Below are 22,687 nucleotides of genomic sequence, written 5' to 3' on the forward strand. Positions count from 1 at the left end.
CGACGTCCCGCCCCTTCCCGTCAGCCCACGGCTGAAACCCCCTTTGTTTATAGAGCAAAGTGGCATCTCTGCTTGCACTCTCCCCGGTCGAGTGCTAATTATTGATTTAGCACTCTTACGGTTCGACTGCTAAGTCCGGCCCGGCTAATCCCGGGTGGTGGACGGTTGGCGAACCACCGGAGGATCAAGAAACACCTTGGTGGGGTGAGGTCCGGAGCGCGGGGCATACAGAGGCCGCGGGCAAAGGACCGTCCGTCGCGGGCACCCCATCTGACAGGTACCTTCTTAACGACTGTCCCGAAAGGACTACCGCCGTTATGGCCAAGATCATTGCATTTGATGAAGAGGCACGCCGCGGCCTCGAGCGGGGCCTGAACATCCTCGCAGACGCCGTCAAGGTCACCCTCGGCCCGCGTGGACGCAACGTCGTCCTCGAAAAGAAGTGGGGCGCCCCCACGATCACCAACGATGGTGTTTCCATCGCCAAGGAGATCGAGCTGGACGATCCTTACGAGAAGATCGGTGCAGAACTGGTCAAGGAAGTTGCCAAGAAGACGGATGACGTCGCTGGCGACGGTACTACCACTGCAACCGTTCTCGCCCAGGCACTGGTGAAGGAAGGCCTGCGCAACGTTGCCGCCGGCGCCGACCCGCTGTCCCTCAAGCGTGGCATCGAGAAGGCTGTCGAGGCAGTCATCAGCGAACTGCTGGCTTCCGCCAAGGAAATCGAAACCAAGGAAGAGATCGCAGCTACGGCTTCCATCTCCGCCGGTGACCCGGAAATCGGCAGCCTGATCGCCGAAGCCCTGGACAAGGTGGGCAAGGAAGGCGTCATCACGGTCGAGGAGTCCAACACCTTCGGCCTGGAGCTCGAGCTCACCGAGGGCATGCGCTTCGACAAGGGCTACATCTCCGCTTACTTCGTCACGGACGCAGAGCGCCAGGAAACGGTCCTCGAAGACCCGTACATCCTGATCGTCAACTCCAAGATCTCCAACGTGAAGGAACTCGTCACGGTTCTGGAGAAGGTCATGCAGTCGAACAAGCCGCTGCTGATCATCGCCGAAGACATCGAGGGCGAGGCCCTGGCCACCCTGATCGTCAACAAGATCCGTGGCACCTTCAAGTCCGTTGCCGTCAAGGCTCCGGGCTTCGGTGACCGCCGCAAGGCACAGCTCGCCGACATCGCCATCCTCACCGGCGGCCAGGTCATCTCCGAAGAAGTTGGCCTCAAGCTCGAGAACGCTGGCCTGGAACTCCTCGGCACCGCCCGCAAGGTTGTTGTCACCAAGGACGAGACCACCATCGTTGAAGGTGCCGGCGACGCCGAGCAGATCGCAGGCCGCGTGGCCCAGATCCGCGCCGAGATCGAAAACTCCGACTCCGACTACGACCGCGAGAAGCTGCAGGAACGCCTGGCCAAGCTGGCCGGCGGCGTTGCAGTCATCAAGGCCGGTGCCGCAACCGAAGTTGAGCTCAAGGAACGCAAGCACCGCATTGAGGACGCAGTCCGCAACGCCAAGGCTGCTGTTGAAGAAGGCATCGTTGCCGGTGGTGGCGTTGCCCTCATCCAGGCTGGCGCCAAGGCATTCGCCAACCTCACCCTCCAGGGTGACGAGGCAACGGGTGCCAACATCGTCAAGGTTGCCATCGACGCACCGCTCAAGCAGATCGCTTTCAACGCTGGCCTCGAGCCGGGCGTTGTTGTGGACAAGGTTCGCGGCCTGCCTTCCGGCCACGGCCTGAACGCTGCCACGGGCGTCTACGAAGACCTTCTGGCTGCCGGAGTCAACGACCCCGTAAAGGTCACCCGCTCGGCTCTCCAGAACGCTGCTTCCATCGCGGGTCTGTTCCTGACCACCGAGGCCGTAGTTGCCGACAAGCCTGAGAAGAACGCTCCGGCTGCCGGTGGCGACGACATGGGCGGCATGGGCGGCTTCTAGGCACCCAAGCTGTAGCGATACAGCGCCACGCATCACGCTTTAGAGCAAACGACGGCGGTCCCCACCAATTGGTGGGGGCCGCCGTCGTTTGCGTCGGTGCCCAAGGTCGGTGCCCCAGTAGGTAGCAGTAGGTGCCGTTTTGAGCGCTCACTACGGCCTGAACTGCTACTTGGTTGGGTGCCTATCACGGTTTCAGTGTCGGTGGGGTCTGGCAGGATTAACGTCATGACGATTATTGCTGCCGCCGATGGGTCCGCCCTCGGTAATCCTGGGCCGGCCGGTTGGGCCTGGTACGTTGATGACTCCTGTTGGCGGGCAGGAGGTTGGCCGCACGGTACCAACAACCAAGGTGAACTGATGGCCGTCCTGGACTTGTTCCGGTCCACGGCCCACGTGCCACATGAAGAACTGCTGATCCTTTGCGACAGCCAGTACGTCATCAACTGCATTACCAAGTGGATGCCGGGGTGGAAGCGGAAAGGCTGGCGGAAGGCCGACGGCAAGCCTGTGTTGAACGTGGACCTGCTCAAGGACATCGACCAAGCGATCGTTGGCCGCAAGTACACCTTCGAGTGGGTCAAGGGCCACGCCGGGCATGACCTCAATGAGGCCGCCGACGAGCGTGCACGCGCCGTCGCCACCGCTTACCAGCAGGGCGTCGCGCACCGGGCCGGGCCAGGCTTCCCGGGCTCGCTGGAGCAGGCCTCGCAGCCCGCAACGGACGTGGACGGGACCCAGCCCCGTTCCTCAGAGACCGTGCCTGCAGGCACCGCTGCCGGCTCCAAGGGGTTGGCGGGAGGGGGCTCCGCGTCAGCAAAGGTTGAGCGCAGCCCAAGGCCGCATTTCGAACCGACGCTCTTTGGTGAGTCCGGCATCTTCGGTCAGCCCGATCTTTTCAGTGAACTCGAAGGCGCTTCCGCACAGGAGCTCTCCGCCGAGGACACTGTGCTCGCATTGGAAAGGGAGCTGCTCCGGCCTGACGTACGGGCGGACATTGGCCGGATTGGCGTGCTCCTCCACCCGGATTTCGCTGAGATCGGCAGCTCTGGCCGGTTCTGGACCCGGGACGCCATGATGATGGCGCTGGAAGAGGACCCTGGTGAACCGACCGACCTGGAGCTGCTGAGCGCGGACCGCCTCAGCGACAACACTATTCTGCTGAACTACCGCAGCCTTGCCCACTCGGGTTCGGCGCTGCGTAGTTCTGTGTGGATGCTCGACCGCGGACAATGGCGGCTGCGGTTCCACCAGGGGACTGTCGAGAACTGATTCATGACCTGCTGGGAGCTGGCCCATGACCTGCGGGTCCGGATGCGCAAGGGGGAAGGTATCCGGACCCGCAGGAGCCTACGGGGCGGACATCAGTACATGAAGCGCTGGGTGTTGCCCTGTTCCACTTCCGAATAACTTGTTGCCGCCGAGGACAGGGCCATGGTGATGGAAGCGAGCGACGCCTCAACCTTGCTCTGCGTGAGCGACCATTCCACGACAAGTGACTGGAAGTTGGTGGCAGCAGATCCCCGCCACGTCCCTTGGAGTTCCTCCAGGCCGCGCTTCATGGCAAGCACATCCGAACTAATGCGATCAACAGTGCCTTTGACGTTGGCCGACTTGAGCTGAAGCAACTCAGTATCGACGGAGATGACGCTCATGGGTGATGCCTTTCGACGAAGATGTTCCGCAAATTGCGGCGGGATGCGTGGCCACAACATCGAGCCTAGGCAGCCGCCTGCAACCGTGAAACAGGCCTTCGTCGCTATGTGGACAACTCCGCAGACCAGCCCTAGCTGGATATCAGCTCGGCGGGTTCTTCATGGAAGGGAAGGCTGACCACCAGCGTGGCCCCGCCGCCGTCGGTCTCCGTGACCCGGACCGTACCGCCGTGGGACCCCACGATCGCGGCAACAATGGCGAGGCCGAGCCCGCTGCCGCCTGTCTCACGGGTGCGTGACGTGTCAGCCCGGTAGAAGCGTTCGAAGATCTTGTTGGTTTCCGTGTCAGGAATGCCGGACCCGTGATCGCGGATCTCGATGACCGAAACTGAACCCGCAGGAGTGTTACGGACGCCAACAGCGAGTTCGATCGGGCTTCCTTCCGGTGTGTACCGAAGGGCATTGCCCACCAGGTTGCCAATGACTTGTCGCAGCTTGGCCTCGTCGCCTTGGACAGGAGCGGCGGTGGGGGAGGCGTCGTCGAGTCCTGTGAGCGTAATGCTGCGGTCCCCGCAGGAGGCCTTGGTGTCCACCATGGCGTCGTGCGCAAGGAGTTGGAGGTCCACAGGCTTGAGCTGAAGCGGACGCTGCTCGTCCAGGCGGGCCAGCATCAGCAGGTCCTCCACCATGGAGCCCATGCGTTTGGCTTCGCTTTCGATCCGGCCCATCGCCATCGCGACATCTTCTTCGGAGGTGAGGGCGCCGTGCCGGTAGAGCTCCGAGAAACCACGGATGGTCACCAGGGGTGTCCGCAGTTCATGGGAAGCGTCGGCAGCAAAACGCCGCATGCGGCCTTCGGACGCGGCCCGCGCTGCAAACGAGGCCTCAATATGCGCGAGCATGGCATTCAGGGAACCGCCAAGGCGACCGACCTCAGTGTGGGGGTTGTCGATTTCCACACGGCGGGAAAGATCGCCCGCCGCGATGGCCGCGGCCGTCTTTTCCACCTTTGCCAGGGGCCGGAAGGACCGCGCAACGGTCCACGTGGCGATGAAGAAGGCCAAGACGAGGGTCAATAAGCCAACGCCTACCACCACCAGGACGGCATGCTCCATGACTTTGTCCACCGGCGTGAGGGGAAGCCCGATGAGGACCACGCCGTTTTGCCCGTTGGCTACGACGCCCACGGCGATGACGCGCCAGTTGGTGCCCGCTGTGCCTTTGACCTGGAAAGGGGTACTTCCGTGCTGTTTCGCTTCAGTGGGGGTGATATTGGGAATCGCGGGTCGGTCGGTCTGGCTGCCGCCCAACGGATAGGGATCAAGTCCGGGGACATAAAGCGTGAGCGAGTAGTCCGTGGGGACGGCGGAGTCGTTGGGCGCCGTGGGGTTGGGCCGGGACAGGTTGTCGAAAGACTGCTGGTCCTGGGCCAACGCGACAGCGGCTTTGAGTTTGTCGTCCACCTGGCCCTGCAGGTAGCTCTTCACGAGCGTCAGGGTGCCGGAGCCCGTCGCCGCCAGGGCCAGCAGGAGCAGGCCCATGATGATGGCGACGAGCTGCGACCTCAGGGACGCCGATTTCCAGCGTTGCAGCAAGGTCAGCGCTTCTCTGCCGTTCGCAGCACGTAGCCTACGCCGCGCTTGGTCTGGATGAGGGCTGCGGCATCGGGATCGATGTCCACTTTGCGGCGAAGGTAGGAAATGTAGGACTCAACGATCGAGGCGTCACCGTTGAAATCGTATTCCCAGACGTGGTCCAGGATCTGTGCCTTGGAGAGCACACGGTTGGGGTTGAGCATGAGGTAGCGCAGGAGCTTGAACTCGGTGGGGGACAGCTCGATCACAGTGCCGCCGCGGCGCACCTCGTGGGCGTCGTCGTCGAGTTCAAGATCGTCGACGCGGATCACGGCGTCGTCGTCTTCCAGCGGCTGGGTACGGCGCAGGACCGCGCGGATACGTGCCACGACTTCGTCGAGGCTGAATGGTTTGGTGACGTAGTCATCGCCACCGACGGTGAGGCCGGTGACTTTGTCCTCGGTGTCGTCCTTCGCGGTGAGGAACAGGACAGGGAAGTGCTTGCCGGCCGCGCGGAGGCGGCGCGTTACCGTGAAGCCATCCATGTCCGGGAGCATGACGTCCAGGACAGCGAGGTCGGGCGCATGGAGGTCGGCTGCCGCGAGGGCTTCACGACCGTTGGACGCGGCCACGACCTCAAAACCTGCAAAGCGCAGGGATGTGGAGAGCAGCTCGCGGATGTTGGGTTCGTCATCGACGACAAGGAGCTTGGCTTCGGGGCCGTTCTTTTTCATGACACCCATGATGCTCCCAGAAACTGGGAGTTGTCTGGATGCTGCATGTGAGCCGACTGCGTGGCTGGGCTAAGTACCCGACGTGCCGGGAGGCAAGATCACGCCCCCAGTGCCAAGCCCGTCCCCAGTGCCACCATGGTCACGGCAATGCCACCGTCCAGGATGCGCCACGACAGGGGCCGCGCAAAAAATCCGCGGAGATAGCGCGCGCCGAATCCCAGCGACGAGAACCAAATGATGCTGCCGAGCATGGCCCCGGCGCCAAACCACCACTGCAAGGGAGTCCCTTGCGCGCTGGCGATCGAACCCAGAAGGGCGATGTCCAGGTAGACGTGCGGATTAAGCCAGGTGAGTGCCAGAACCGTGGTCACAGCGGCCGCGAGGCCGCGTTTCGCGCCGCCGTCGTTGACTGGTCCTTCCGCAGTAGTCAGTGACTGCGGACGCAGGGCGCGGCGGGCAGCCAGCAGGCCATACGTCACAAGGAATGCGGCGCCGATGTAACGGAGGACGACGACGGCGGCAGGGGCTGCCGTAATAAGGGCACCGGTGCCGAGGACACCGGCCGCGATCAGTACGGCATCGGACAAGGCGCAGACAGCAACGATGGGGACGATGTGTTCGCCGCGGATTCCTTGCCGGAGTACAAAGGCGTTCTGTGCGCCGATGGCAACGATCAGGGCGAGGCCCGTGGCCAGGCCGAGGCCCGCGGAATTGAAGAAGTCAATAAAAGTCACTCTTCGAAACTATGGTGGGTCCGACCTTTAGGCCAGCTAAAGATTCTCACGCCACGTAAGCTGTGCTTATGCCCCAGTTTCCCTCCGAGCAACTCCTCACCTTCGCCACGGTCCTCTCCGAAGGCACATTGGATGCCGCCGCGCGCCTGCTGCACATCACGCCGTCGGCGGTGTCGCAACGGCTGAAAGCGCTGGAACAATTGGCTGGGCGGGTGCTGCTGCAGCGCAGCAACCCTGCCCAGGCCACAGAAGCGGGCGAAGTCGTGCTCCGGCTGGCCCGCCAAGTAGCACAACTTGAGGCCGACGCCGGCAGGGAGCTCGGAATGGGTACTGACGGGGCGAAGCCCGCCCTGCCGATCGTGGTCAACGCGGACTCGTTGGCGGTGTGGTTCCTGCAAGCACTGGCCGAGGTTCCGCAGGACCTTAATGTCACGTTTGACCTTCACCGGGACGACGAACAGCATTCGACGTCATTGCTGCGTTCCGGAACCGTCATGGCCGCCGTTACTGCCACCCCGGAGCCGGTACAGGGATGCCGGGTTGAGAGCCTTGGGGTCATGCGGTACCTCGCCGTTGCGGCGCCCCATTTTGTGGACCGCTGGTTTCCGGATTTTCCGAACGGGATGGACGGTGCGGCACTCAACGCTGCACCCACCGTGGACTTCGACCGCAAGGACACCTACCAGTGGGCGTTCGTACGCTCGTGGCCCGGCGCTTCGGGTGATCCTGTGCCGGAGCGCCGAGGTCCCCGCCACTACGTCCCGGCTTCCCAGGATTTCGGCGACGCGATCCGGTTGGGCCTTGGCTGGGGCTTGATCCCGGAGGTCCAGTGCGCGCCGGATATCGCGGACGGCAGGCTGATTGAGCTGGCCCCGGACCGGCCCTTCGATGTGCCGCTCTACTGGCAGCGGTGGAAGACGGCATCGAGGGTGCTTGACGTGCTGAGCGAGACCGTCCGGGAGGTGTCCGGCCAATACCTCGCCGCACCCTGAAAACCGCTAAATCCGAACACGCCCAAGGATGCTTCCAATAATGTCAGTGCCCCGCTCCACACTTAAAACATGGCAAAAGCAACAGCTCCAGTAAGCATTCACCAGCTTCAGGACAGCGAGGACGTCGAGTTCCACGTGACGTACCTGGACAGTGAGACCGGCCGGGTCCGGCGGGAGGACTTCCAGGACCTCACGGCCGCAGAACGTTTCGCCAGTGCCCAGCTCCGCGATGCCGACTCGTGGGCAGTGGTGGACCGGGTCAAGCTCCAGCAGATCAGCCGGATGGTCGCCTGAGTCCTTCTGCCGCACACGCCGCCGCCAGCACTATTCGGGCCGGTTGCGGGAGTGGCCGCCGTGGACAAACGGTGATGACACGCCCTGGTACTTCAGCAGCATCATCATTCCTTCGGCGGCATGATCAAGGTTGTGGCAGTGGTCCATCCAGATGCCTGGATTGTCCGCGTGGAGGAGCAGCTCCCACACTTCGCCCGGCAAGACGTCCACGGTATCCAGTACAAGCGGCGAGCCGCTGGGCGCTGCACCATTCCTGCTGAGCACTTGGACGTGGTGTCCGTGGGGATGCATAGGGTGTGGTTCAGCGGTGCGGTTGACCACCGTAATCTTCACGGTGTCGCCCGCAGCTACTTCGATGGACGGCACCAATGGGTACGCCGCCCCATTCACGGTGAATGCATAGAGTGGAATGCCCTCGACGAAGCGGAATTGACGGTCCAGGACCACTACCTCTTCGCGGGTGATGGTGGCCTCCTCCAGCCCTGGCCCGTCCCTTGGTACGCCATAGTCCAGCAGGTCGAGCACAGGGGTGGTGTTGAAAATCCCGGGAGGGGCCTTCTCGGGAACGATGATGTCAGGGACGTCGGACGGAGCTACCACCACCACGGCGTTGGACGCAGCATCGGAACGCAGGGTGACGGGCCTGTCCGGCATGGTGAACGCGATATCCACGCGGCCCCCGGCCCCGATACGGACCAGTTTGCCGTCAACATCCTCCGGCTGGTTAACCTCCGTTCCATCCACCGCCACGGCCCTGTAGCTGGTGCCTTCGAACAGATAGCGCTGCGGCAGCGAATCGGTGTTGATGAGCCGCATCCTCACAGTCGAACCCGGCATGGCCGCGTGCATGCTGCGGCGGTCTGAGGAGCCCAGCAACCCCAGACCGCTGAGGTCGTGTCCGGCCACCACCAAGTCCGTGTCAGCACGGGCGGCAGAGGGGTGGTGCACGACGAATGTGCCGTAGAGGCCCTTGCGGACCCCTTCGGCTGAATCCTGGTGGGTGTGATACCAGTACGTGCCGGCTTGGGCGGCAGTAAAGCGATAGGTCATGGACTGCCCGGGCATCACTGCATCCTGGGTTGCGCCGGCTACTCCGTCCATGGCATTGGGAACGTCATATCCGTGCCAGTGCAGGGTGACACCGGCAGTCACGTCACGATTCTTGAGCTCCACCTCCATCACCTCGCCCAACGTGGCCTCCAATGCAGGGCCCGGAAGGCTGCCGAACGTCCAGGCGTCCGTGCGCTGACCGGACGGCAGCGTGAGCTGCTCCACCCGGGCCGTGAGCTCGTAGCGCCGGACCACGGGATTGGCAGGGGACTCGCCCAGAAGGCTGGTCACGGGCGTCGGGTCCGCAACGGACGCGGCGTTCCCGCCGTCGTGATGCCCGACGGCGGCCGCGATCACCGCGCCGTCGGCTGACCTGCTCCCCAGCCAGGCAAATACTCCGGAGCCCAAAGCGGTACACGCCATGAGCCCGGCTACTGCTGCAGCCGCCGTCGGACGCCTGACTGCGGAAGAACCTGTACTTGTCGCCCGGCCGTGTCCCGCCAGAGCAACGCGACGCGGTGTGAACAGCGCGAGCCTGGCGAGCAGCACAGTCAAAGCCACCATGGACAGCAGCACCACGATGCTCCACGGAGCCGGGAAGGGTCCCAGGATGAACGTCAGGGCCAACGACGCCACGGCTGACGCCGCGGCTGCCACCATGGCCAGAACGGCCCGCTCCCGGCTTCGTTCGTCAGCGGGCCGTCCTTCTCCAGCGGGTTTGAAGCCGGTGTTCCGCCTCCTCAGCAAGAACGGAACACCGGCCAGCGCGGCCCAAGCCGCGGGGATGGCGGTCAGAGGCAGATTGATGGTTGCTCGTTCGCTGGCAAACCACCAACTGCCCGCCACCAAAGCAGGAAGCAATGCATAACGCGCCACCGTCAACACCACGGCAACGCCCACCAACAGCAGTGCCAGGTCAACCGCCCGTGACGCGAATGGCCTGTGGCCCGTGCTGACGGAACGGGCCGGCCGGGTGCTGGAAGCGGTTGACCTGACAGCCAACCAAACAGCGGTGACCCAGGCGCCGGCCGCGAGGACGGACAACACCAGGTCAACCGCCAGCAGCTGCGACCTGTTCACAGCTGCCGTGGTTCAGGCTGTGCTGGGCGAGGTGGAAGCATCCGAAGATGCTGCCTTGGGAGGCAGCGGTTGGGGATTAAGGGCCGCCGCCCGGGCGCGTTGGAACAGCCAGTACGACATGAAGATCATCAGCGCACCGACGATGGGGTGGATCGCGACGACCCACGAGCCTGCCGGGGTGATGAATTCCGGCGAAGAGCCGGTCAGCATGCCACCAATGATGAAGATGAACAACTGGAGCCACGTCAGCAGGAAAATGCCTGCCGCCAGCCAGATCGTCCGGGACCCCACCCGGGCAATCGCCGCGACGATGGCGGCCAGGAGCGCTGAGTAGCGCAGCACATACTGGCCATTTACTGCGTGGTAGACGCCCGCTTCACGCTGGGCTTCGATGGTGTTCTGGAAATGGAAGTATCCGGCGAAGAACAGCTGCGCGAGAGCTGACAGCAGGACGATCGCGGAGAGGACCAAGAGGGCTTTACGCATGGGGAATCCTCTGGTGGAAATTCTCAGATTCTTCTAGGCCTTCGAACCGCCGGCTCCCTGGCTGCGGGCTTCCCCCACCGCCGACGGCTGGCCGCCAGGCTGCCTGGACCAGGGGCAACCTATGAGGGCGGAGAGCTTCACTTGGAATCGTAAATTCGCTGGAGATGAATAGCAAGGGCTTATTGCTTCCCAGCCGGTTTTACTGTTCCTGCCCAACATCCTTGCCCACGTCTTTGGCGTCCATGATCCGGTAGGCGTAGCCCTGTTCGGCCAGGAAACGTTGGCGTTTGGCGGCGAAATCCTGGTCAAGGGTATCCCTGGCCACCAAGGAATAGAACCGCGCAGCACGGCCGTCCTGCTTCGGGCGCAGGAGCCGTCCCAGCCGCTGGGCCTCTTCCTGCCGTGAGCCAAAGGAGCCGGAGACTTGGATGGCTACCGACGCTTCAGGGAGGTCGATGGAGAAGTTGGCTACCTTGGAAACCACCAACGTGTGGATCTCGCCCTTGCGGAAGGCATCGAAGAGCTTCTGCCGCGCCTTGACCGTGGTTTCGCCTTTGATCAGCGGAGCGTCCAACCGTTCGGCAATCTCGTCCAACTGGTCAATGTACTGGCCGATCACCAGCAGCTGCTCGCCTTTGTGGACGGCCACGAGCTCCTCCACCAGCTTGGTTTTGGTTTCCGAGGTGGCGCAGAGCCGGTACTTGTCCGCGTCGTCGGCCATGGCGTAGGCAACCCGTTCGTCACGGGGAAGATCGACGCGGACTTCCACGCAGTCGGCGGGCGCGATGTAGCCTTGCGCTTCGATGTCCTTCCAGGGGGCGTCGTACCGTTTGGGCCCGATCAGGCTGAAGACCTCGCCTTCCCGGCCATCTTCGCGGACCAGCGTCGCTGTGAGTCCGAGCCTACGCCGGGCCTGCAGGTCCGCGGTCATCCGGAAAATCGGGGCGGGCAGCAGATGGACCTCGTCGTAGATGATCAATCCCCAGTCGTGCCCGTCCACGAGTTCCAAATGTGGGTAGAGCCCGCCGCGCTTGGTGGTCAGGACCTGATACGTGGCGATGGTGACGGGGCGGACTTCCTTGACCGCGCCGGAGTATTCACCGATCTCGTCCTCCGTCAGGGAAGTGCGCTTGAGGAGTTCGTCCTTCCACTGACGTGCGGAGACTGTATTGGTGACCAGGATCAGCGTAGTGGTGGACGACGTCGCCATGGCTGCCGCACCCACCAACGTCTTGCCGGCACCACAGGGAAGTACGACGACGCCGCTGCCGCCGGCCCAGAAGTTCTCCGTGGCCAGCTTTTGATACGGGCGCAGCTGCCAGCCGCTTTCGTCCAACATGATGAGGTGCGGCTGCCCGTCCACATAGCCGGCCAGGTCCTCCGCGGGCCACCCCAGCTTGAGGAGAAGCTGCTTCAACTGTCCGCGCTGGGAGGAGTGCACCACCACGGTTTCGCCATCGATGCGCGGCCCCAGCAGGGGAGCGATCTTCTTGGCACGGATGACCTCCTCCAACACGGGGTAGTCGTCGGTCCGCATGACCAAGCCGTGCTGGGCGTCCTTTTCAAGCCGAAGCCGGCCGTAGCGGGACATGGTTTCTTCAATGTCGATGAGCAGTGCGTGTGGAACAGGAAAGCGTGAGTATTTCAGCAGGGTGTCCAGCACCTGCTCGGCGTCAAGGCCTGCCGCCCGGGCGTTCCAGAGGCCAAGCGGCGTCAGCCTGTAGCTGTGCATGTGCTCCGGGGCACGCTCCAGCTCTGCGAAGGCGGCAATGGCATGCCGTGCCTCGGTGGCGAGCTCGTGGTCCACTTCCAGCAGTATGGTCTTGTCACTTTGTACGATCAGCGGACCGTCGGTCACTGTTGAATCCTCACTGCGCTGTTTTCTGGAACTGCGCGGTTTTTCAAGACCGCAGTTCTCCTGCGGGCTCCACATCGATGATCCGGTGGATGGACAACACCCGTTCGGTGTCCTTTGCGGGATCGAACACCCTGACCCTTCCGCCGGAGACGGATACAGGAACAACCGTTTCGGTGTTGGAATTCCCCAGGCTGTCCACCACGTTCATGGTGACCGCCTGTTTCAACCGGATGGCCGTCTGCAGCGTCTCAAGGCCAAGCTGTGTGGACGCTTCGCCGGCAGCCTCCGCCGGCACGCCGCGGTGTTGCCGCAGGACCGAAAGTTGAGCCTCCACGTCGTCGTCCGGGGGAGCCGTCCGGGGTGCGGTGTAGACGGGACGGGCGCTGCCCGGTACCGCTGTGGTCCGCTTGAAACGCACGACGGCGGGCTCGGCCTCCTGCACGGCAGGGGAAAGTCCCAGCTCGCGCAGGACACGTGCAGTCTCCCGCGGGCTCGCCGAGGAGGTCAGCACCGTAGGAGCGATGCGCACCAGGCTCAAAGAGGAGGTCCGGGCCTCCAGCAGCAGATCGGTAATGGCGGTTTCATCGTCACTTTGGATGAAGCTGGCGCTTGTGCCGACCCGGAGCCGCCCATGCCGGGAGGCAGTGTCCTGGACCAGGTACGCCAATGGTTGGGGCACCTCCGTTGCGGAGTGCTCACGGAGGAACGCCAACAGCGATTCCGCGTCCTGTCCGGCGTCGAGCGCCCGCCGGATGGTGGCGGCAGAGAACCGGTAGATCGATGCCGGGCCCTGACCCTCGGCGTCGGCCATCAACAGCAGCGTCTCGCTCAGTTCCGGCGCCAGGTAGCCGGGCGCCACAGCCGTCAGGTCCGCTTGGAGAAGGATGTGGTTCACGGCGGCGGGCAGATGCTCGCCGAGGATGGTCATCGCCTGTTCCGGCTGTGCGGCGGCAATCGCTGTACCTAATTGGGTCAGCGCGCCTGAGCCAATCAAGCCCAGGAGCGTAGCTTCCTCGAGGATGCCGCGGACCAGCGAACTGAAGCGGCGGGACATCCGGGGCTGCGCCCACTCAGCCCGCTGCAGGACGGCCCGGGCATCCAGGACGGGCGCCTTGCCGTCCGGCGCAGCGGCCTCCACCGTGAGTTCGTGCAGGATTTCCAGGATCCGCCGGCGGACCACGGGGGCATCGGGGCGTTGCGCTTCCGCGGACAAAGCGTTGATGGTGGTGCCGGCCGCGCCTTGATGGGCGGCCGAGCCCGTGGGACCTGTGAGGGGCTGGCCCACCAGTGAAGGCGCGCGCTCGCTGGCAAGCCAGGCATTGACCAGCCAGAGCCACTGTTCCTGCCGGGGCAGGTTGAGCCATTCCAGTGAAGGCGGTTGCACCCATGTGGAGCTGTCCACGTCCAGGCGCAGCAGTCCGGCCATCGCGCACAATTCAAGGAGTACGGCCGTCTCGTGCGCCCCCAAACGGATGGATTCAGCCAGGCGCCGCAGTTCCCGCACACCTACGCCCCCACTCCGGAGGGTAGCCAGAGGCTGCTCCCGAACCGCGAACAACAGCTCACCGGTCAGCCGCAGGATCTCGGCGATGGCACCCATGGCAGCGTTGCGGCGCAGGGCAGCGCTCGTGTGTCCGAGCTCAGGGACGGGTGGGGCCAGAGTAAAATCATCCACGATTGCGCCCCCACGAAGGGCAAGTCCCACGCTGTGGGGCAACTCCACATGCCCGGCGTCCAGGGGGACCAACAAGCCGCGCGCCAACAGCCAGTCGATGGGCCCCACATCGTGGCTCTCATGGGTGACTGACGCGCGCCGCTGCGCCTGGGGCACTGCGCCCATGGCCCAGCTGCCGAACTTATCCAGCAGGCCGATGGTCCGCTCCGGTGCCGTGGCCAGGATTGCGCGCAGGTTATCCGGGGTGGACGTCCAGCGCTGGAGTGCGAGGGCGGCATCCATCGGCGTGCTGGCCGGGTGGATGCCTGCGCCGCTTTGATGGAGTTCGGCCACCAGATGCACTACCCGCTGGGCGAAGGCCGGCTGCAGCCGGACCAGCTCGGTGTAGCTCCTGCCCAGGCCTGCCGGGTAGATACCGATGACATCCTTGAGGCTGCCCACCGGGAGATAGAAGCGCTGCCGCGATGACGTTACCGGCGAACCTGCAGGTGGCTCCGCCCGGTGAATCAGTGCCAGCTCCTGCAGCTTGGCGAGGATGGGGTCCAAGGCAGAAAGGGTGGAACCGGCAATGACCTTCTTCAGCCCGGCTGCGGAAATGCTGTGGCCGGTATCGGCGTTGGTACAAAGATGCAGGGTCTCCAAGACCTGCATCTCAGGCTTGTTGAGGCGTTCCAGAGCCCGCTGCACGCTGACTCGCGCGCTCGCCCTTGCCGCCAGCGCCGCAAAATCCGGTGCCATGGGGGAGATCAGGTCCGGCCGCGCGGCAAACAAGGCGCGCAGCGAATTGTCGCTGCGTGCTTCCAGTTCCTTGCTGAGCGCGCGTATAAGGGACATCAATCCAACGTTACCGCCCCCGGGCCGCTTGTGCGGGTCGAAGTGTTGGGAAGGGCAGGTTATTGCCGGCGGCGCTGCCGCACGGCATCCAATACCAGGACCGCCGCGAGCATGAAGGCAACAGGCAGGCCATAAAGTGCCGTAGACGTGACCCAAACCGGCGCCGAGCCACCGTTGTAGGCGATCGTCATGACGGCAGCCACGGCTGCCAGGGAGGCCACCGCGATGACGGCGGCAATGATCATGAGGGGGCGGCGGTAACCCGGGGAAGTCATGCGCACAACGCTAGCAGCAGCGCCTGGTGGGAACGCATTGCTGCTGCCTCGCTGCTGCTCTTCTCCTGTGTGATCGCGGCAAAGCGGGAATAGGGGGCCAGGCAGGATAACCTTGAAGGAACAGACCAACACGGACCGGGCTGTCACCCTCGATCCCGCAGAACCCTGCGGATGCGGTGTTTGGCCCGACGTGTCTCCCAAAAGCAAGCAAGAACGAAGAAGGTTGATTACGTGCCTACCGGCAAGGTCAAGTGGTATGACAAGGAAAAAGGCTTCGGATTCCTCGCGGCTGAGGACGGCCAGGAAGTATTCCTGCCCAAGACGTCCCTGCCTGCGGGCGTGACGGAGCTCAAAGCTGGAACCCGTGTGGAGTTCGGCGTTGCCGACGGCCGCCGCGGAGCTCAGGCGTTGGGGCTGCGTGTCCTGGAAAAGACGCCTTCCATCGCCAAGGCCAAGCGCATGAACGCCAAGGACCTCGCACCAATGGTGCAGGACTTGGTGACCGTGCTGGACAACCTCTCCGGCTCGTTGTCCTCCGGCAAGTACCCTGACGGCAACAAGGCCAAGGCCATCAGCATGGCGCTGCGCAAGGTTGCCGACGAGCTGGAAGCCTAGGACCATGACATCGGAATCCGCACAGGATACGAAGGCCGGAAGGGACGCCCAGGCAAGCCCTGGGGCCGGACCCGACGCTGCCCAGGCTCCTGGCAACGGGGATGCCCCCGCGCGGAAGCCAGTTGCGGCCAAAGTGGGTGCCGGTTTGCCCGTATGGCGCACCGGTAAGCCGGACGCCTTCCTGGCTGCCGCCGTCGACACTGCACGTGAAGCAGTGGAGGGCATCGCCAATCCCGGCGAAGTAGGGGCGCATCTCGGTGCCAAGTCGGAGGGCGACCGTGTGGTCACCCAACTGTTTGAGTCCAAGCTGGCCGGTTACGGCGGCTGGCAGTGGTACGCCGTGGTGACCCGCAACTCGCGCTCCAAGATTGTGACCGTGAGTGAACTTGGCCTGCTGCCCTCCGAGGATTCCATCCTGGCCCCGGAATGGGTGCCGTGGGCCAAGCGTGTCCGTCCCGAGGACGAGTCGCCCTTGGTGGAAGAGACCGTGGAGGACGTCACGGAGGAGTCCGTGCAGGCGGCCGAGGACGAGGCGACAGAACCCGCTGACTCGGTAGCCGATCCTGACGAGTCCGACGCAGACTCTCCGGATGACGCAGACACTCCGGATGAGGACGACGAAACGGCTGCCGAATAAGCGTTGCGGAAATCCAAGGTTAAACGACTAAAGGTGGACACTGATGTCCACCTTTAGTTGTTTAACCACCTGACCGCGCCTAACCACCGGACAGCGCCTTAAACGGCGGCGGCGCCGTCCGGGAACTACCGGGACGACGCCGACCCCCACCTGGCGCGGAAGCCGCGCCGGGTTACTTCTTCAGTTCGCCCACGACGTAGTCGATGCTGGCGAGCAGCGCGGTGACGTCGTCCGGCTCAATGGCGACGAACGTGGCGATGCGCAACTGGTTGCGGCCAAGCTTGCGGTAGGGCTCGGTGTCCACAATGCCGTTGGCCCGCAGGACCTTGGCGATGGCCGCAGCATCGATCGAATCGTCGAAGTCGATGGTGGCGATGACGTTGGATCGGTCTTCGGCGTTGGCGACGAACGGCGTCGCGTATTCCGAGGCCTCGGCCCAGGAGTAGATCCTGTTGGCGGAAACTGCGGTGCGCTTGCTGGCGAAATCCAGGCCGCCGTTGCTGTTGAGCCACTGCACTTGCGCGTCCAGGGTCACCAGGGTGGACAGTGAAGGCGTGTTGTATGTCTGGTTCAGCTTGGAGTTGTCGATGGCCGTCTGCAGATCCAGGAAGTCCGGGATCCAACGTTCGCTCGCCTTGATCCGTGCGGCGCGCTCCAGGGCGGCGGGGGAGAAGAGGCCCAGCCAGAGGCCGCCATCGGAGGCGAAGTTCTTCTGCGGGGCGAAGTAGTAGACATCCGACTCGGCGACGTCAACGTCCAGGCCGCCGGCAGCGGAGGTGGCGTCCACCAGGACGAGGGAACCTTCATCTGCGCCGTGGACGCGCTTTACGGGAGCGGCGACACCGGTGGAGGTTTCGTTCTGGGGCCAGGCGTAGACGTCAACGCCGGCTTCGGCCTCCGGCACCGGGCGGGTGCCGGGCTCGGCCTTGATGATCGAGGAAGCATCAAGGAACGGCGCCTTGTTGGTGGCAGCAGCGAACTTGGAACCGAATTCGCCAAAGGAGAGGTGCTGGGCCTTCTTCTCTACCAGGCCAAAGGCTGCAACATCCCAGAACGCCGTGGAGCCGCCAACGCCCAGGACAACCTCGTAGCCCTCGGGTGCCCGGAAGAACTGGCTGAGGCCCTCGCGGACCGAACCGACCAGGTTCTTCACCGGTGCTTGGCGGTGCGACGTGCCGAGGATGGTGGTCGACGCGGCAGACAACGCCTCGATCTGTTCGGGGCGGACCTTGGACGGTCCAGCGCCGAAGCGTCCGTCTTTGGGCAGCAGATCGGCGGGGATGGTGATGCTGTTGTCGCTCACGTGTGGCTCCAATGGGTATCGGCTAGAGATGGGTCGTGGCAGGTGGCATCAACTGCCCCTTCGACACCCCAATTCTGCCTGACGCGGCCGGGGGGCAGGAACCTGTGGTCGTCATAGTCCGCCACGTGGAACATCTCCACACTGGATGCGAACCATATGCGACCGGAATTATCCAGAGTAATTCCAAATAAGCTAGGCTGGTGGTTGGCGTTCATGGGGCGGCGGTGCACACCGTCCGCCCTGGTAAGGGACGCGGTACGGTGGAGATTACGCAAGGAACTGCGTTCGAGGAGAGCTGAGCTGGATGACGGATCTGATCGATACCACTGAGATGTACCTTCGGACCATTTTGGAGCTTGAAGAAGAGAACATCGTGGCTCTCAGGGCCCGCATCGCTGAGCGGCTGCGGCACTCGGGACCCACGGTTTCCCAGACGATCGGACGCATGGAGCGCGATGGGCTGGTGATTGTCTCCAATGACCGCCACCTGGAATTGACTGAGGTTGGGCGGAAACGCGCCACTGAGGTGATGCGCAAGCACCGCCTTGCCGAGCGACTGTTGGCTGACGTCATCGGCTTGGACTGGGCCTATGTCCACGACGAAGCGTGCCGCTGGGAACATGTCATGAGTGAGCGTGTGGAGCGTAGGCTCTACGAGCTCCTGGAGCACCCTACCGAATCTCCCTACGGCAATCCCATCCCCGGACTTGAAGCGCTTGGCGGCCTTCCCAGCCAGCCCTTCCCCAGGCTTGATGTCAACCTCCTGCAGGCGATGGAAGGCTATGCCTCAGAGTCGCGCGTGGTTGTCACCCGCCTCGCGGAGCCGATCCAGGTGGAGCCTGAACTCCTCACCCAGCTGGACGAAGGCGGAATCCGTCCGGGAGCAGCGGTCTCCCTGGAGCGGGTTGGCGAGTACATCTCTGTCAGGGTCCCCGGCATCGAGGGCGCATTGGAGCTTCCTCCCGAAGTTGCCGCACACGTTTTCGTCTCCCTCAACTAACGGCCCGGCCCTCCTCTTCGCAAGGCCGTGTCATATCTCACTTTTGCGCTTTCGGCGCGCGTGTGACCTGCGGTTTTTTGAGATTAGTGATAAGGGCCAGGGGCGACGCACGCGTTTCTGTTGATAACGAATTTATTACTACGGGCCTTAATCCCCTATAGTTATCTACTAGCGCTGATACCAAAGCGTTACCTGATCCGGAGCCGAGCTCTGCCAGCGGACCAGGTGTGTCATCCACCACTGGCAGAGGCGGGGGAACCACAAGCGGCTGTCTAAAGAAGCAGCCTTGGGGTGAAGTCCGCAGCAGAAGTGCCCATTGATGCAGGTCCCTCCTTGGATACCTGTGTGCCGTGAGCGCCTCGTGCGGACCGGGTCTTTGAACTCTCTGACCCGAATCCGACAGCTAACTTCGCAGGCTTTTGAGAGAGGAACAGAGTTTGACATCGCAGAACGTCAGGGGCCGACGCCGCGCGTCCGGCCCCGCTACTGAGCTGCGGCCAGCCCGCGTCGTATCGGAGATCCGGCCCCGCGACACCGAACGCCAGGTGCGTCGCCGTAAGAGCCCGCTGCGCCAGGTAGCCGATTTCGCCGCAGCCAGTGGCGTCGGGCAGAAGGCCGGAGTTGCGCTCGCCGCCACCGGGCTTGCCTTGACTGTCGGCCTGCCGGCCACGAGCCCCGTCTTGGCCACGTCCGAGTCGGGCCAGACCGAGTCCGCCCTTGCCGTCGCCGGTGGCAGCCAGCCGGAAGTTTCCGCGGCCGCTTCGGCGAAGATCGACTTCAGCCGGGCCGCCGTTGCCACGGCAGCTGATCCCGACGGCAAGTTGAAGCAGCTACTCAGCGCCCAGTCCGCCGGAAGCATCCAGCGTGCCTCGTCCGCAGGCACCATGGCCAGCCCCTTGGACACGCTGACCACGGCATCCCCTTTTGGCTACCGGGTCAGTCCCTTGACCGGCGGCGCCGGTGACTTCCACCGGGGTCAGGACTTCGTTGCGCAGTGCGGCACCGCTGTGCACGCTGCCGCAAGCGGCAAGGTCACTTTTGCCGGATGGCATGAGTACGGCGGAGGCAACCGCGTTGTGGTAGACCACGGCAATGGCCTCGAAACCACGTACAACCACCTGTCGTCCTTCACCGTCAAGGTGGGGCAGACCGTCAGCCGTGGCGACACCGTCGCCCTGAGCGGCACCACAGGCGCTTCCACCGGCTGCCACCTCCACTTCGAGGTCCAGGTCAACGGCGAAGTTGTCGACCCCATGGGCTGGCTCTAGAGCCAGTTGATGGTTGTCTCTCGCATTCGTGACACGCCCCGTGACCTGAATGTGACATTCACGTTCAACTGTTGTACCGTACAAAGCGCATCGGCTTTTTAGGGGGCCGGTGCACTTGAGTGGATTGCCTAGCTCTGCCACTACTCAAGGTCCGTTCGCATAAATCGTCTGGCAGGGGCGGGGGAACCACTTCTGGTCTTCGAAAGAAGGCCTTGGGGTTAAGTCGCAAAAGCTTCCTTGAAGCAGCGCGGCCGGATGACTCCCATCCGAATCCGACAGCTCACCTCGCAGGCATTGGGAGAGGCTACCTACGTGTCATCACGCACTACCCCTGCGCGCCACCGCGCCGAAACGGTTCGCACGAACCCGTTGAACACTCTTTCCAAGGCTGTTTCATCCAACGCCGGTACCGTTGGCCGCCAGGCTGTCGTCCTGGCAGCAGCCTCAGGCCTCGTCCTCAGCGTCGGTCTGCCCGCACAGGCAGCTGACACCGATGTTTCCAAGTCGGAAGCATCCAGCACCCAGCAGATGGTTGCCACCGCAATCGTGACTGCAGAGCCCACAGCCACTGTTTCGTTCGAGAGCCCCGTTGTGGCCACGAAGGAAGCCCCCAAGGTTGTACAGCGCGCATCGCAGGTTACCCAGCGGTCCACTGCGAACGGCACCCAGGACTCCGCAGGGGCTGTCACAGCGAAATCCTCCGAAGCCAAGGATGCCGCTTCCAGCGCTGCAGCATCCGGCCTTGCCGCCATCGCCTACACCGGCATTGGCCACCCGTACGTTTGGGGCGGCACCACCCCCAACGGCTGGGACTGCTCCGGCTTCACCCAGTGGGTCTACGCCCAGGCCGGCATCAGCATTCCCCGCGTCAATGCCTGGACGGCCATGAAGCCCACCAGCACTCCTGCCCCCGGTGACCTGGTCATGCAGAACGGCGGAGCCCACGTTGGAATCTACGTCGGCAACGGCATGATGATCAGCGCGTTGAACCCCGGCCAGGGCACGCTCCTGCACTCTGCTGCCTCCACGGGTACGTCCTCCTTCTTCACCCTCCGCTAGAAACTATCCGGTTCGAGGTTCGCCAGCATGCCCCCCAAGTGCTGGCGCGCCGCTTAGCCGCGTGTAACCCAACTGCACGCGGATACGAAAAGAGAAAATCATGACCAGTGCACACAAGGTTGCACGGCATCGCGCTGAGGCCCCCAAGACCAGCCCGCTTGCCGTCATCGCCAAGGCCGTCAGCGACAACGCCGGTGGCGTTGGTCGCCAGGCCGCAGTCATCGCCGCAGCTTCAGGCCTGGTCCTGACAGGCAGTGTGGCTGCCAACGCTGCCGACACCAACGTGGACCGTGAATCCACATCCACTACGGCCCTTGACGTCCAGTCGGTAGTCCAGGCCACTATCGCCGCGGACTCCACGGTTGCCATCTCCTACGAACGCCCCGTGGTCACCACGGTGGAAGCTCCGGCCCCGGTCGAGAAGAAGGCTCCCGCCAAGGCAGAGACCAAAAAGGCAGCGGAGAACACGGCTACGGCCGGCAACGCGACGCTGGCTGTCAACACGGCTGCTCCGGCCGCCAAGGCTCCCGCCGCTTCCAGCGGTCTCGGCGCTGCAATTGCCGCAGCTGCGTATGCCCAGCTCGGCGTCACCCAGGACTGCACCATGTTGGTGACCAATTCCCTGGCAGCCGTCGGCATCAACTTCCACGACTGGCCGGCCGGCTACCTCTCCCTCGGCCGCACGGTCAGCGCAGCAGAAGCGCAGCCCGGCGACTTGGCCTACTACGCCAACGGTGGTCTGGCTGGACAAGCCCACATCGCTGTTTACGTCGGCAACGGCATGGCAGTCCACGGTGGATGGAACGGATCCACCACGGCGCTGTTCAGCGTGAACGTCGGCTCCGGCCCGGTTTTCATCCGCGTCAACGGCTGATCCAAGCATTTCCACGAACACCCCGCAGGCTGAGGCCGGCGGGGTGTTCTGCTTTAACCCCGCATGAACACTTGCCGACACTGCAGGCGAAACGGCAGGAAAATTCGTTGATACGGCATATAAGTGCTTACCCTTATGTTGTCGATCCACAGCCCGTACATGCAGAGGGCAGCCGGCCCTCGTGCCCCTGACGGGTGCGGCCGTGAAGAGGTACGTGCATGCGCACACTCGTTCTGAATGCTGGATATGAACCGCTGGCGGTAATAACATTCCGCCGGGCGCTGGTCCTTGTGCTCACTGGGAAAGCTAGCGTTGTGGCCGAAGGCGACGAGCCTGTCGTCGGGCCGCAGGAGATTCTGGGAAGACCTTCCGTGATTCTCCTCAACCGCTACATCCGCCCCAGATACAACAGGGTTACCGCCGTGAGTCGCCGCGGGGTACTGCGCCGCGACGGCCATCGCTGCGCCTACTGCGGGAAAACAGCCCACACCATAGACCACGTCCACCCCAAATCCAGGGGCGGCGCGGATTCCTGGGAAAACCTGGTTGCGGCGTGCTTGAAATGCAATAACGCCAAGAGCGACCACACGCTGGCGGAGATGGGTTGGAAACTCCGTTTCACGCCCGGCGTGCCCCAGGGAACCATGTGGCAGATCAAAGAACTCGAGAAACCTGCGCCGGACTGGGACCCGTTCCTGTTGCCGGAATCCGCTGCCTGATCGATTTCTGCTGAGCCCCGCCGTCCCGGGT

Annotated in this window: 21 protein-coding genes and 2 riboswitches; of the genes, 11 read left to right on the top strand and 10 right to left on the bottom strand. The window is 63.7% G+C overall.

Features of this window, described 5'->3' with window-relative positions:
* Positions 1 to 317: 317 nt before the first annotated feature.
* Complete coding sequence (gene groL / locus N7568_RS03945; RefSeq protein ID WP_089593895.1) at positions 318 to 1,943, top strand: chaperonin GroEL; 1,626 nt, start codon at positions 318 to 320, stop codon at positions 1,941 to 1,943.
* A gap of 225 nt (positions 1,944 to 2,168) precedes the next feature.
* Complete coding sequence (locus tag N7568_RS03950) at positions 2,169 to 3,212, top strand: ribonuclease HI family protein (protein WP_261608606.1); 1,044 nt, start codon at positions 2,169 to 2,171, stop codon at positions 3,210 to 3,212.
* Between the two features lie 92 nt (positions 3,213 to 3,304).
* Here the strand turns inward: N7568_RS03950 and N7568_RS03955 are convergent, their stop codons facing one another.
* The 4 genes from N7568_RS03955 to N7568_RS03970 form a co-directional block, all read right to left on the bottom strand.
* Positions 3,305 to 3,595 carry a WXG100 family type VII secretion target gene (locus N7568_RS03955; RefSeq protein ID WP_261608607.1) on the bottom strand — a complete coding sequence of 97 codons (291 nt, stop codon included), beginning with the start codon at positions 3,593 to 3,595 and terminating at the stop codon, positions 3,305 to 3,307.
* 131 nt (positions 3,596 to 3,726) lie between these two features.
* The gene (locus tag N7568_RS03960; protein ID WP_261608608.1) at positions 3,727 to 5,190 is read right to left on the bottom strand and encodes a sensor histidine kinase; all 1,464 of its coding nucleotides are present in this window, start codon (positions 5,188 to 5,190) and stop codon (positions 3,727 to 3,729) included.
* 2 nt (positions 5,191 to 5,192) lie between these two features.
* Positions 5,193 to 5,903: a response regulator transcription factor gene (locus N7568_RS03965; RefSeq protein ID WP_026543233.1), complete on the bottom strand. Its 711-nt coding sequence runs from the start codon at positions 5,901 to 5,903 to the stop codon at positions 5,193 to 5,195.
* A gap of 98 nt (positions 5,904 to 6,001) precedes the next feature.
* On the bottom strand, positions 6,002 to 6,637 hold the full coding sequence (locus N7568_RS03970) for a LysE/ArgO family amino acid transporter (RefSeq protein WP_261608609.1): 636 nt from the start codon (positions 6,635 to 6,637) through the stop codon (positions 6,002 to 6,004).
* A gap of 68 nt (positions 6,638 to 6,705) precedes the next feature.
* On the opposite strand from N7568_RS03970, the gene N7568_RS03975 reads away from it, so the two are divergent.
* Together N7568_RS03975 and N7568_RS03980 are read left to right on the top strand one after the other, a co-directional pair.
* Positions 6,706 to 7,629 carry a LysR family transcriptional regulator ArgP gene (locus N7568_RS03975; protein WP_261608610.1) on the top strand — a complete coding sequence of 308 codons (924 nt, stop codon included), beginning with the start codon at positions 6,706 to 6,708 and terminating at the stop codon, positions 7,627 to 7,629.
* 69 nt (positions 7,630 to 7,698) lie between these two features.
* Entirely contained in the window at positions 7,699 to 7,923 is a 225-nt protein-coding gene (locus N7568_RS03980; protein WP_261608611.1) for a hypothetical protein, read from the top strand.
* Positions 7,924 to 7,953: 30 nt separating this feature from the next.
* Here N7568_RS03980 and N7568_RS03985 read toward each other — a convergent pair whose 3' ends face one another.
* The 5 genes from N7568_RS03985 to N7568_RS04005 all read right to left on the bottom strand — a co-directional run bounded on the left by N7568_RS03985 (position 7,954) and on the right by N7568_RS04005 (position 15,181).
* Positions 7,954 to 10,053 (bottom strand): multicopper oxidase family protein, encoded by a 2,100-nt coding sequence (locus N7568_RS03985; RefSeq protein ID WP_261608612.1) that lies wholly within the window; start codon positions 10,051 to 10,053, stop codon positions 7,954 to 7,956.
* Between the two features lie 12 nt (positions 10,054 to 10,065).
* Positions 10,066 to 10,539, bottom strand: a complete 474-nt coding sequence (locus tag N7568_RS03990) for a hypothetical protein (protein WP_261608613.1) — start codon at positions 10,537 to 10,539, stop codon at positions 10,066 to 10,068.
* A gap of 199 nt (positions 10,540 to 10,738) precedes the next feature.
* On the bottom strand, positions 10,739 to 12,397 hold the full coding sequence (locus N7568_RS03995; protein WP_261608614.1) for a DNA repair helicase XPB: 1,659 nt from the start codon (positions 12,395 to 12,397) through the stop codon (positions 10,739 to 10,741).
* Between the two features lie 43 nt (positions 12,398 to 12,440).
* Positions 12,441 to 14,906, bottom strand: coding sequence for a helicase-associated domain-containing protein (locus tag N7568_RS04000; protein ID WP_261608615.1), 2,466 nt, complete (start codon positions 14,904 to 14,906; stop codon positions 12,441 to 12,443).
* A gap of 59 nt (positions 14,907 to 14,965) precedes the next feature.
* A complete protein-coding gene (locus tag N7568_RS04005) occupies positions 14,966 to 15,181 on the bottom strand; it encodes a hypothetical protein (RefSeq protein ID WP_261608616.1) in 216 nt (71 codons plus the stop codon).
* A gap of 231 nt (positions 15,182 to 15,412) precedes the next feature.
* On the opposite strand from N7568_RS04005, the gene N7568_RS04010 reads away from it, so the two are divergent.
* Positions 15,413 to 15,796: a cold-shock protein gene (locus tag N7568_RS04010; protein WP_090820714.1), complete on the top strand. Its 384-nt coding sequence runs from the start codon at positions 15,413 to 15,415 to the stop codon at positions 15,794 to 15,796.
* 4 nt (positions 15,797 to 15,800) lie between these two features.
* Positions 15,801 to 16,433 carry a DUF3027 domain-containing protein gene (locus N7568_RS04015; RefSeq protein ID WP_261608617.1) on the top strand — a complete coding sequence of 211 codons (633 nt, stop codon included), beginning with the start codon at positions 15,801 to 15,803 and terminating at the stop codon, positions 16,431 to 16,433.
* A gap of 172 nt (positions 16,434 to 16,605) precedes the next feature.
* Here the strand turns inward: N7568_RS04015 and serC are convergent, their stop codons facing one another.
* Entirely contained in the window at positions 16,606 to 17,736 is a 1,131-nt protein-coding gene (gene serC / locus N7568_RS04020; RefSeq protein ID WP_261608618.1) for a phosphoserine transaminase, read from the bottom strand.
* A gap of 304 nt (positions 17,737 to 18,040) precedes the next feature.
* Here serC and N7568_RS04025 point away from each other — a divergent pair, with 304 nt between their 5' ends.
* The 5 genes from N7568_RS04025 to N7568_RS04045 all read left to right on the top strand — a co-directional run bounded on the left by N7568_RS04025 (position 18,041) and on the right by N7568_RS04045 (position 22,656).
* Complete coding sequence (locus N7568_RS04025) at positions 18,041 to 18,736, top strand: metal-dependent transcriptional regulator (protein ID WP_261608619.1); 696 nt, start codon at positions 18,041 to 18,043, stop codon at positions 18,734 to 18,736.
* Positions 18,737 to 18,930: 194 nt separating this feature from the next.
* Positions 18,931 to 19,169: riboswitch (cyclic di-AMP (ydaO/yuaA leader) on the top strand.
* Between the two features lie 4 nt (positions 19,170 to 19,173).
* Complete coding sequence (locus tag N7568_RS04030) at positions 19,174 to 20,004, top strand: M23 family metallopeptidase (RefSeq protein WP_261608620.1); 831 nt, start codon at positions 19,174 to 19,176, stop codon at positions 20,002 to 20,004.
* Between the two features lie 146 nt (positions 20,005 to 20,150).
* A riboswitch (cyclic di-AMP (ydaO/yuaA leader) is annotated at positions 20,151 to 20,312 on the top strand.
* A gap of 4 nt (positions 20,313 to 20,316) precedes the next feature.
* On the top strand, positions 20,317 to 21,063 hold the full coding sequence (locus N7568_RS04035) for a C40 family peptidase (RefSeq protein ID WP_261608621.1): 747 nt from the start codon (positions 20,317 to 20,319) through the stop codon (positions 21,061 to 21,063).
* A 100-nt stretch (positions 21,064 to 21,163) separates the two neighbouring features.
* Positions 21,164 to 21,937 (top strand): NlpC/P60 family protein, encoded by a 774-nt coding sequence (locus N7568_RS04040; RefSeq protein WP_261608622.1) that lies wholly within the window; start codon positions 21,164 to 21,166, stop codon positions 21,935 to 21,937.
* Positions 21,938 to 22,155: 218 nt separating this feature from the next.
* Entirely contained in the window at positions 22,156 to 22,656 is a 501-nt protein-coding gene (locus N7568_RS04045) for an HNH endonuclease (protein ID WP_261608623.1), read from the top strand.
* The last annotated feature ends 31 nt before the right edge of the window (positions 22,657 to 22,687 follow it).

It is taken from the genome of Paenarthrobacter aurescens, assembly GCF_025421775.1.
GTDB classification, from domain to species: Bacteria; Actinomycetota; Actinomycetes; order Actinomycetales; family Micrococcaceae; genus Arthrobacter; species Arthrobacter aurescens_B.

What these genes read in the sequence shown, in the direction of transcription:
- N7568_RS04005 (WP_261608616.1), bottom strand. Translation starts at nt 15,181, where the DNA reads ATGACTTCCCCGGGTTACCGCCGCCCCCTCATGATCATTGCCGCCGTC.
- N7568_RS04040 (WP_261608622.1), top strand. Translation starts at nt 21,164, where the DNA reads ATGACCAGTGCACACAAGGTTGCACGGCATCGCGCTGAGGCCCCCAAG.
- N7568_RS03980 (WP_261608611.1), top strand. Translation starts at nt 7,699, where the DNA reads ATGGCAAAAGCAACAGCTCCAGTAAGCATTCACCAGCTTCAGGACAGC.
- N7568_RS03975 (WP_261608610.1), top strand. Translation starts at nt 6,706, where the DNA reads ATGCCCCAGTTTCCCTCCGAGCAACTCCTCACCTTCGCCACGGTCCTC.
- N7568_RS03950 (WP_261608606.1), top strand. Translation starts at nt 2,169, where the DNA reads ATGACGATTATTGCTGCCGCCGATGGGTCCGCCCTCGGTAATCCTGGG.
- N7568_RS04015 (WP_261608617.1), top strand. Translation starts at nt 15,801, where the DNA reads ATGACATCGGAATCCGCACAGGATACGAAGGCCGGAAGGGACGCCCAG.
- N7568_RS04025 (WP_261608619.1), top strand. Translation starts at nt 18,041, where the DNA reads ATGACGGATCTGATCGATACCACTGAGATGTACCTTCGGACCATTTTG.
- N7568_RS03965 (WP_026543233.1), bottom strand. Translation starts at nt 5,903, where the DNA reads ATGAAAAAGAACGGCCCCGAAGCCAAGCTCCTTGTCGTCGATGACGAA.
- N7568_RS04045 (WP_261608623.1), top strand. Translation starts at nt 22,156, where the DNA reads ATGCGCACACTCGTTCTGAATGCTGGATATGAACCGCTGGCGGTAATA.
- N7568_RS04000 (WP_261608615.1), bottom strand. Translation starts at nt 14,906, where the DNA reads ATGTCCCTTATACGCGCGCTCAGCAAGGAACTGGAAGCACGCAGCGAC.
- N7568_RS03990 (WP_261608613.1), bottom strand. Translation starts at nt 10,539, where the DNA reads ATGCGTAAAGCCCTCTTGGTCCTCTCCGCGATCGTCCTGCTGTCAGCT.
- groL (WP_089593895.1), top strand. Translation starts at nt 318, where the DNA reads ATGGCCAAGATCATTGCATTTGATGAAGAGGCACGCCGCGGCCTCGAG.
- N7568_RS03955 (WP_261608607.1), bottom strand. Translation starts at nt 3,595, where the DNA reads ATGAGCGTCATCTCCGTCGATACTGAGTTGCTTCAGCTCAAGTCGGCC.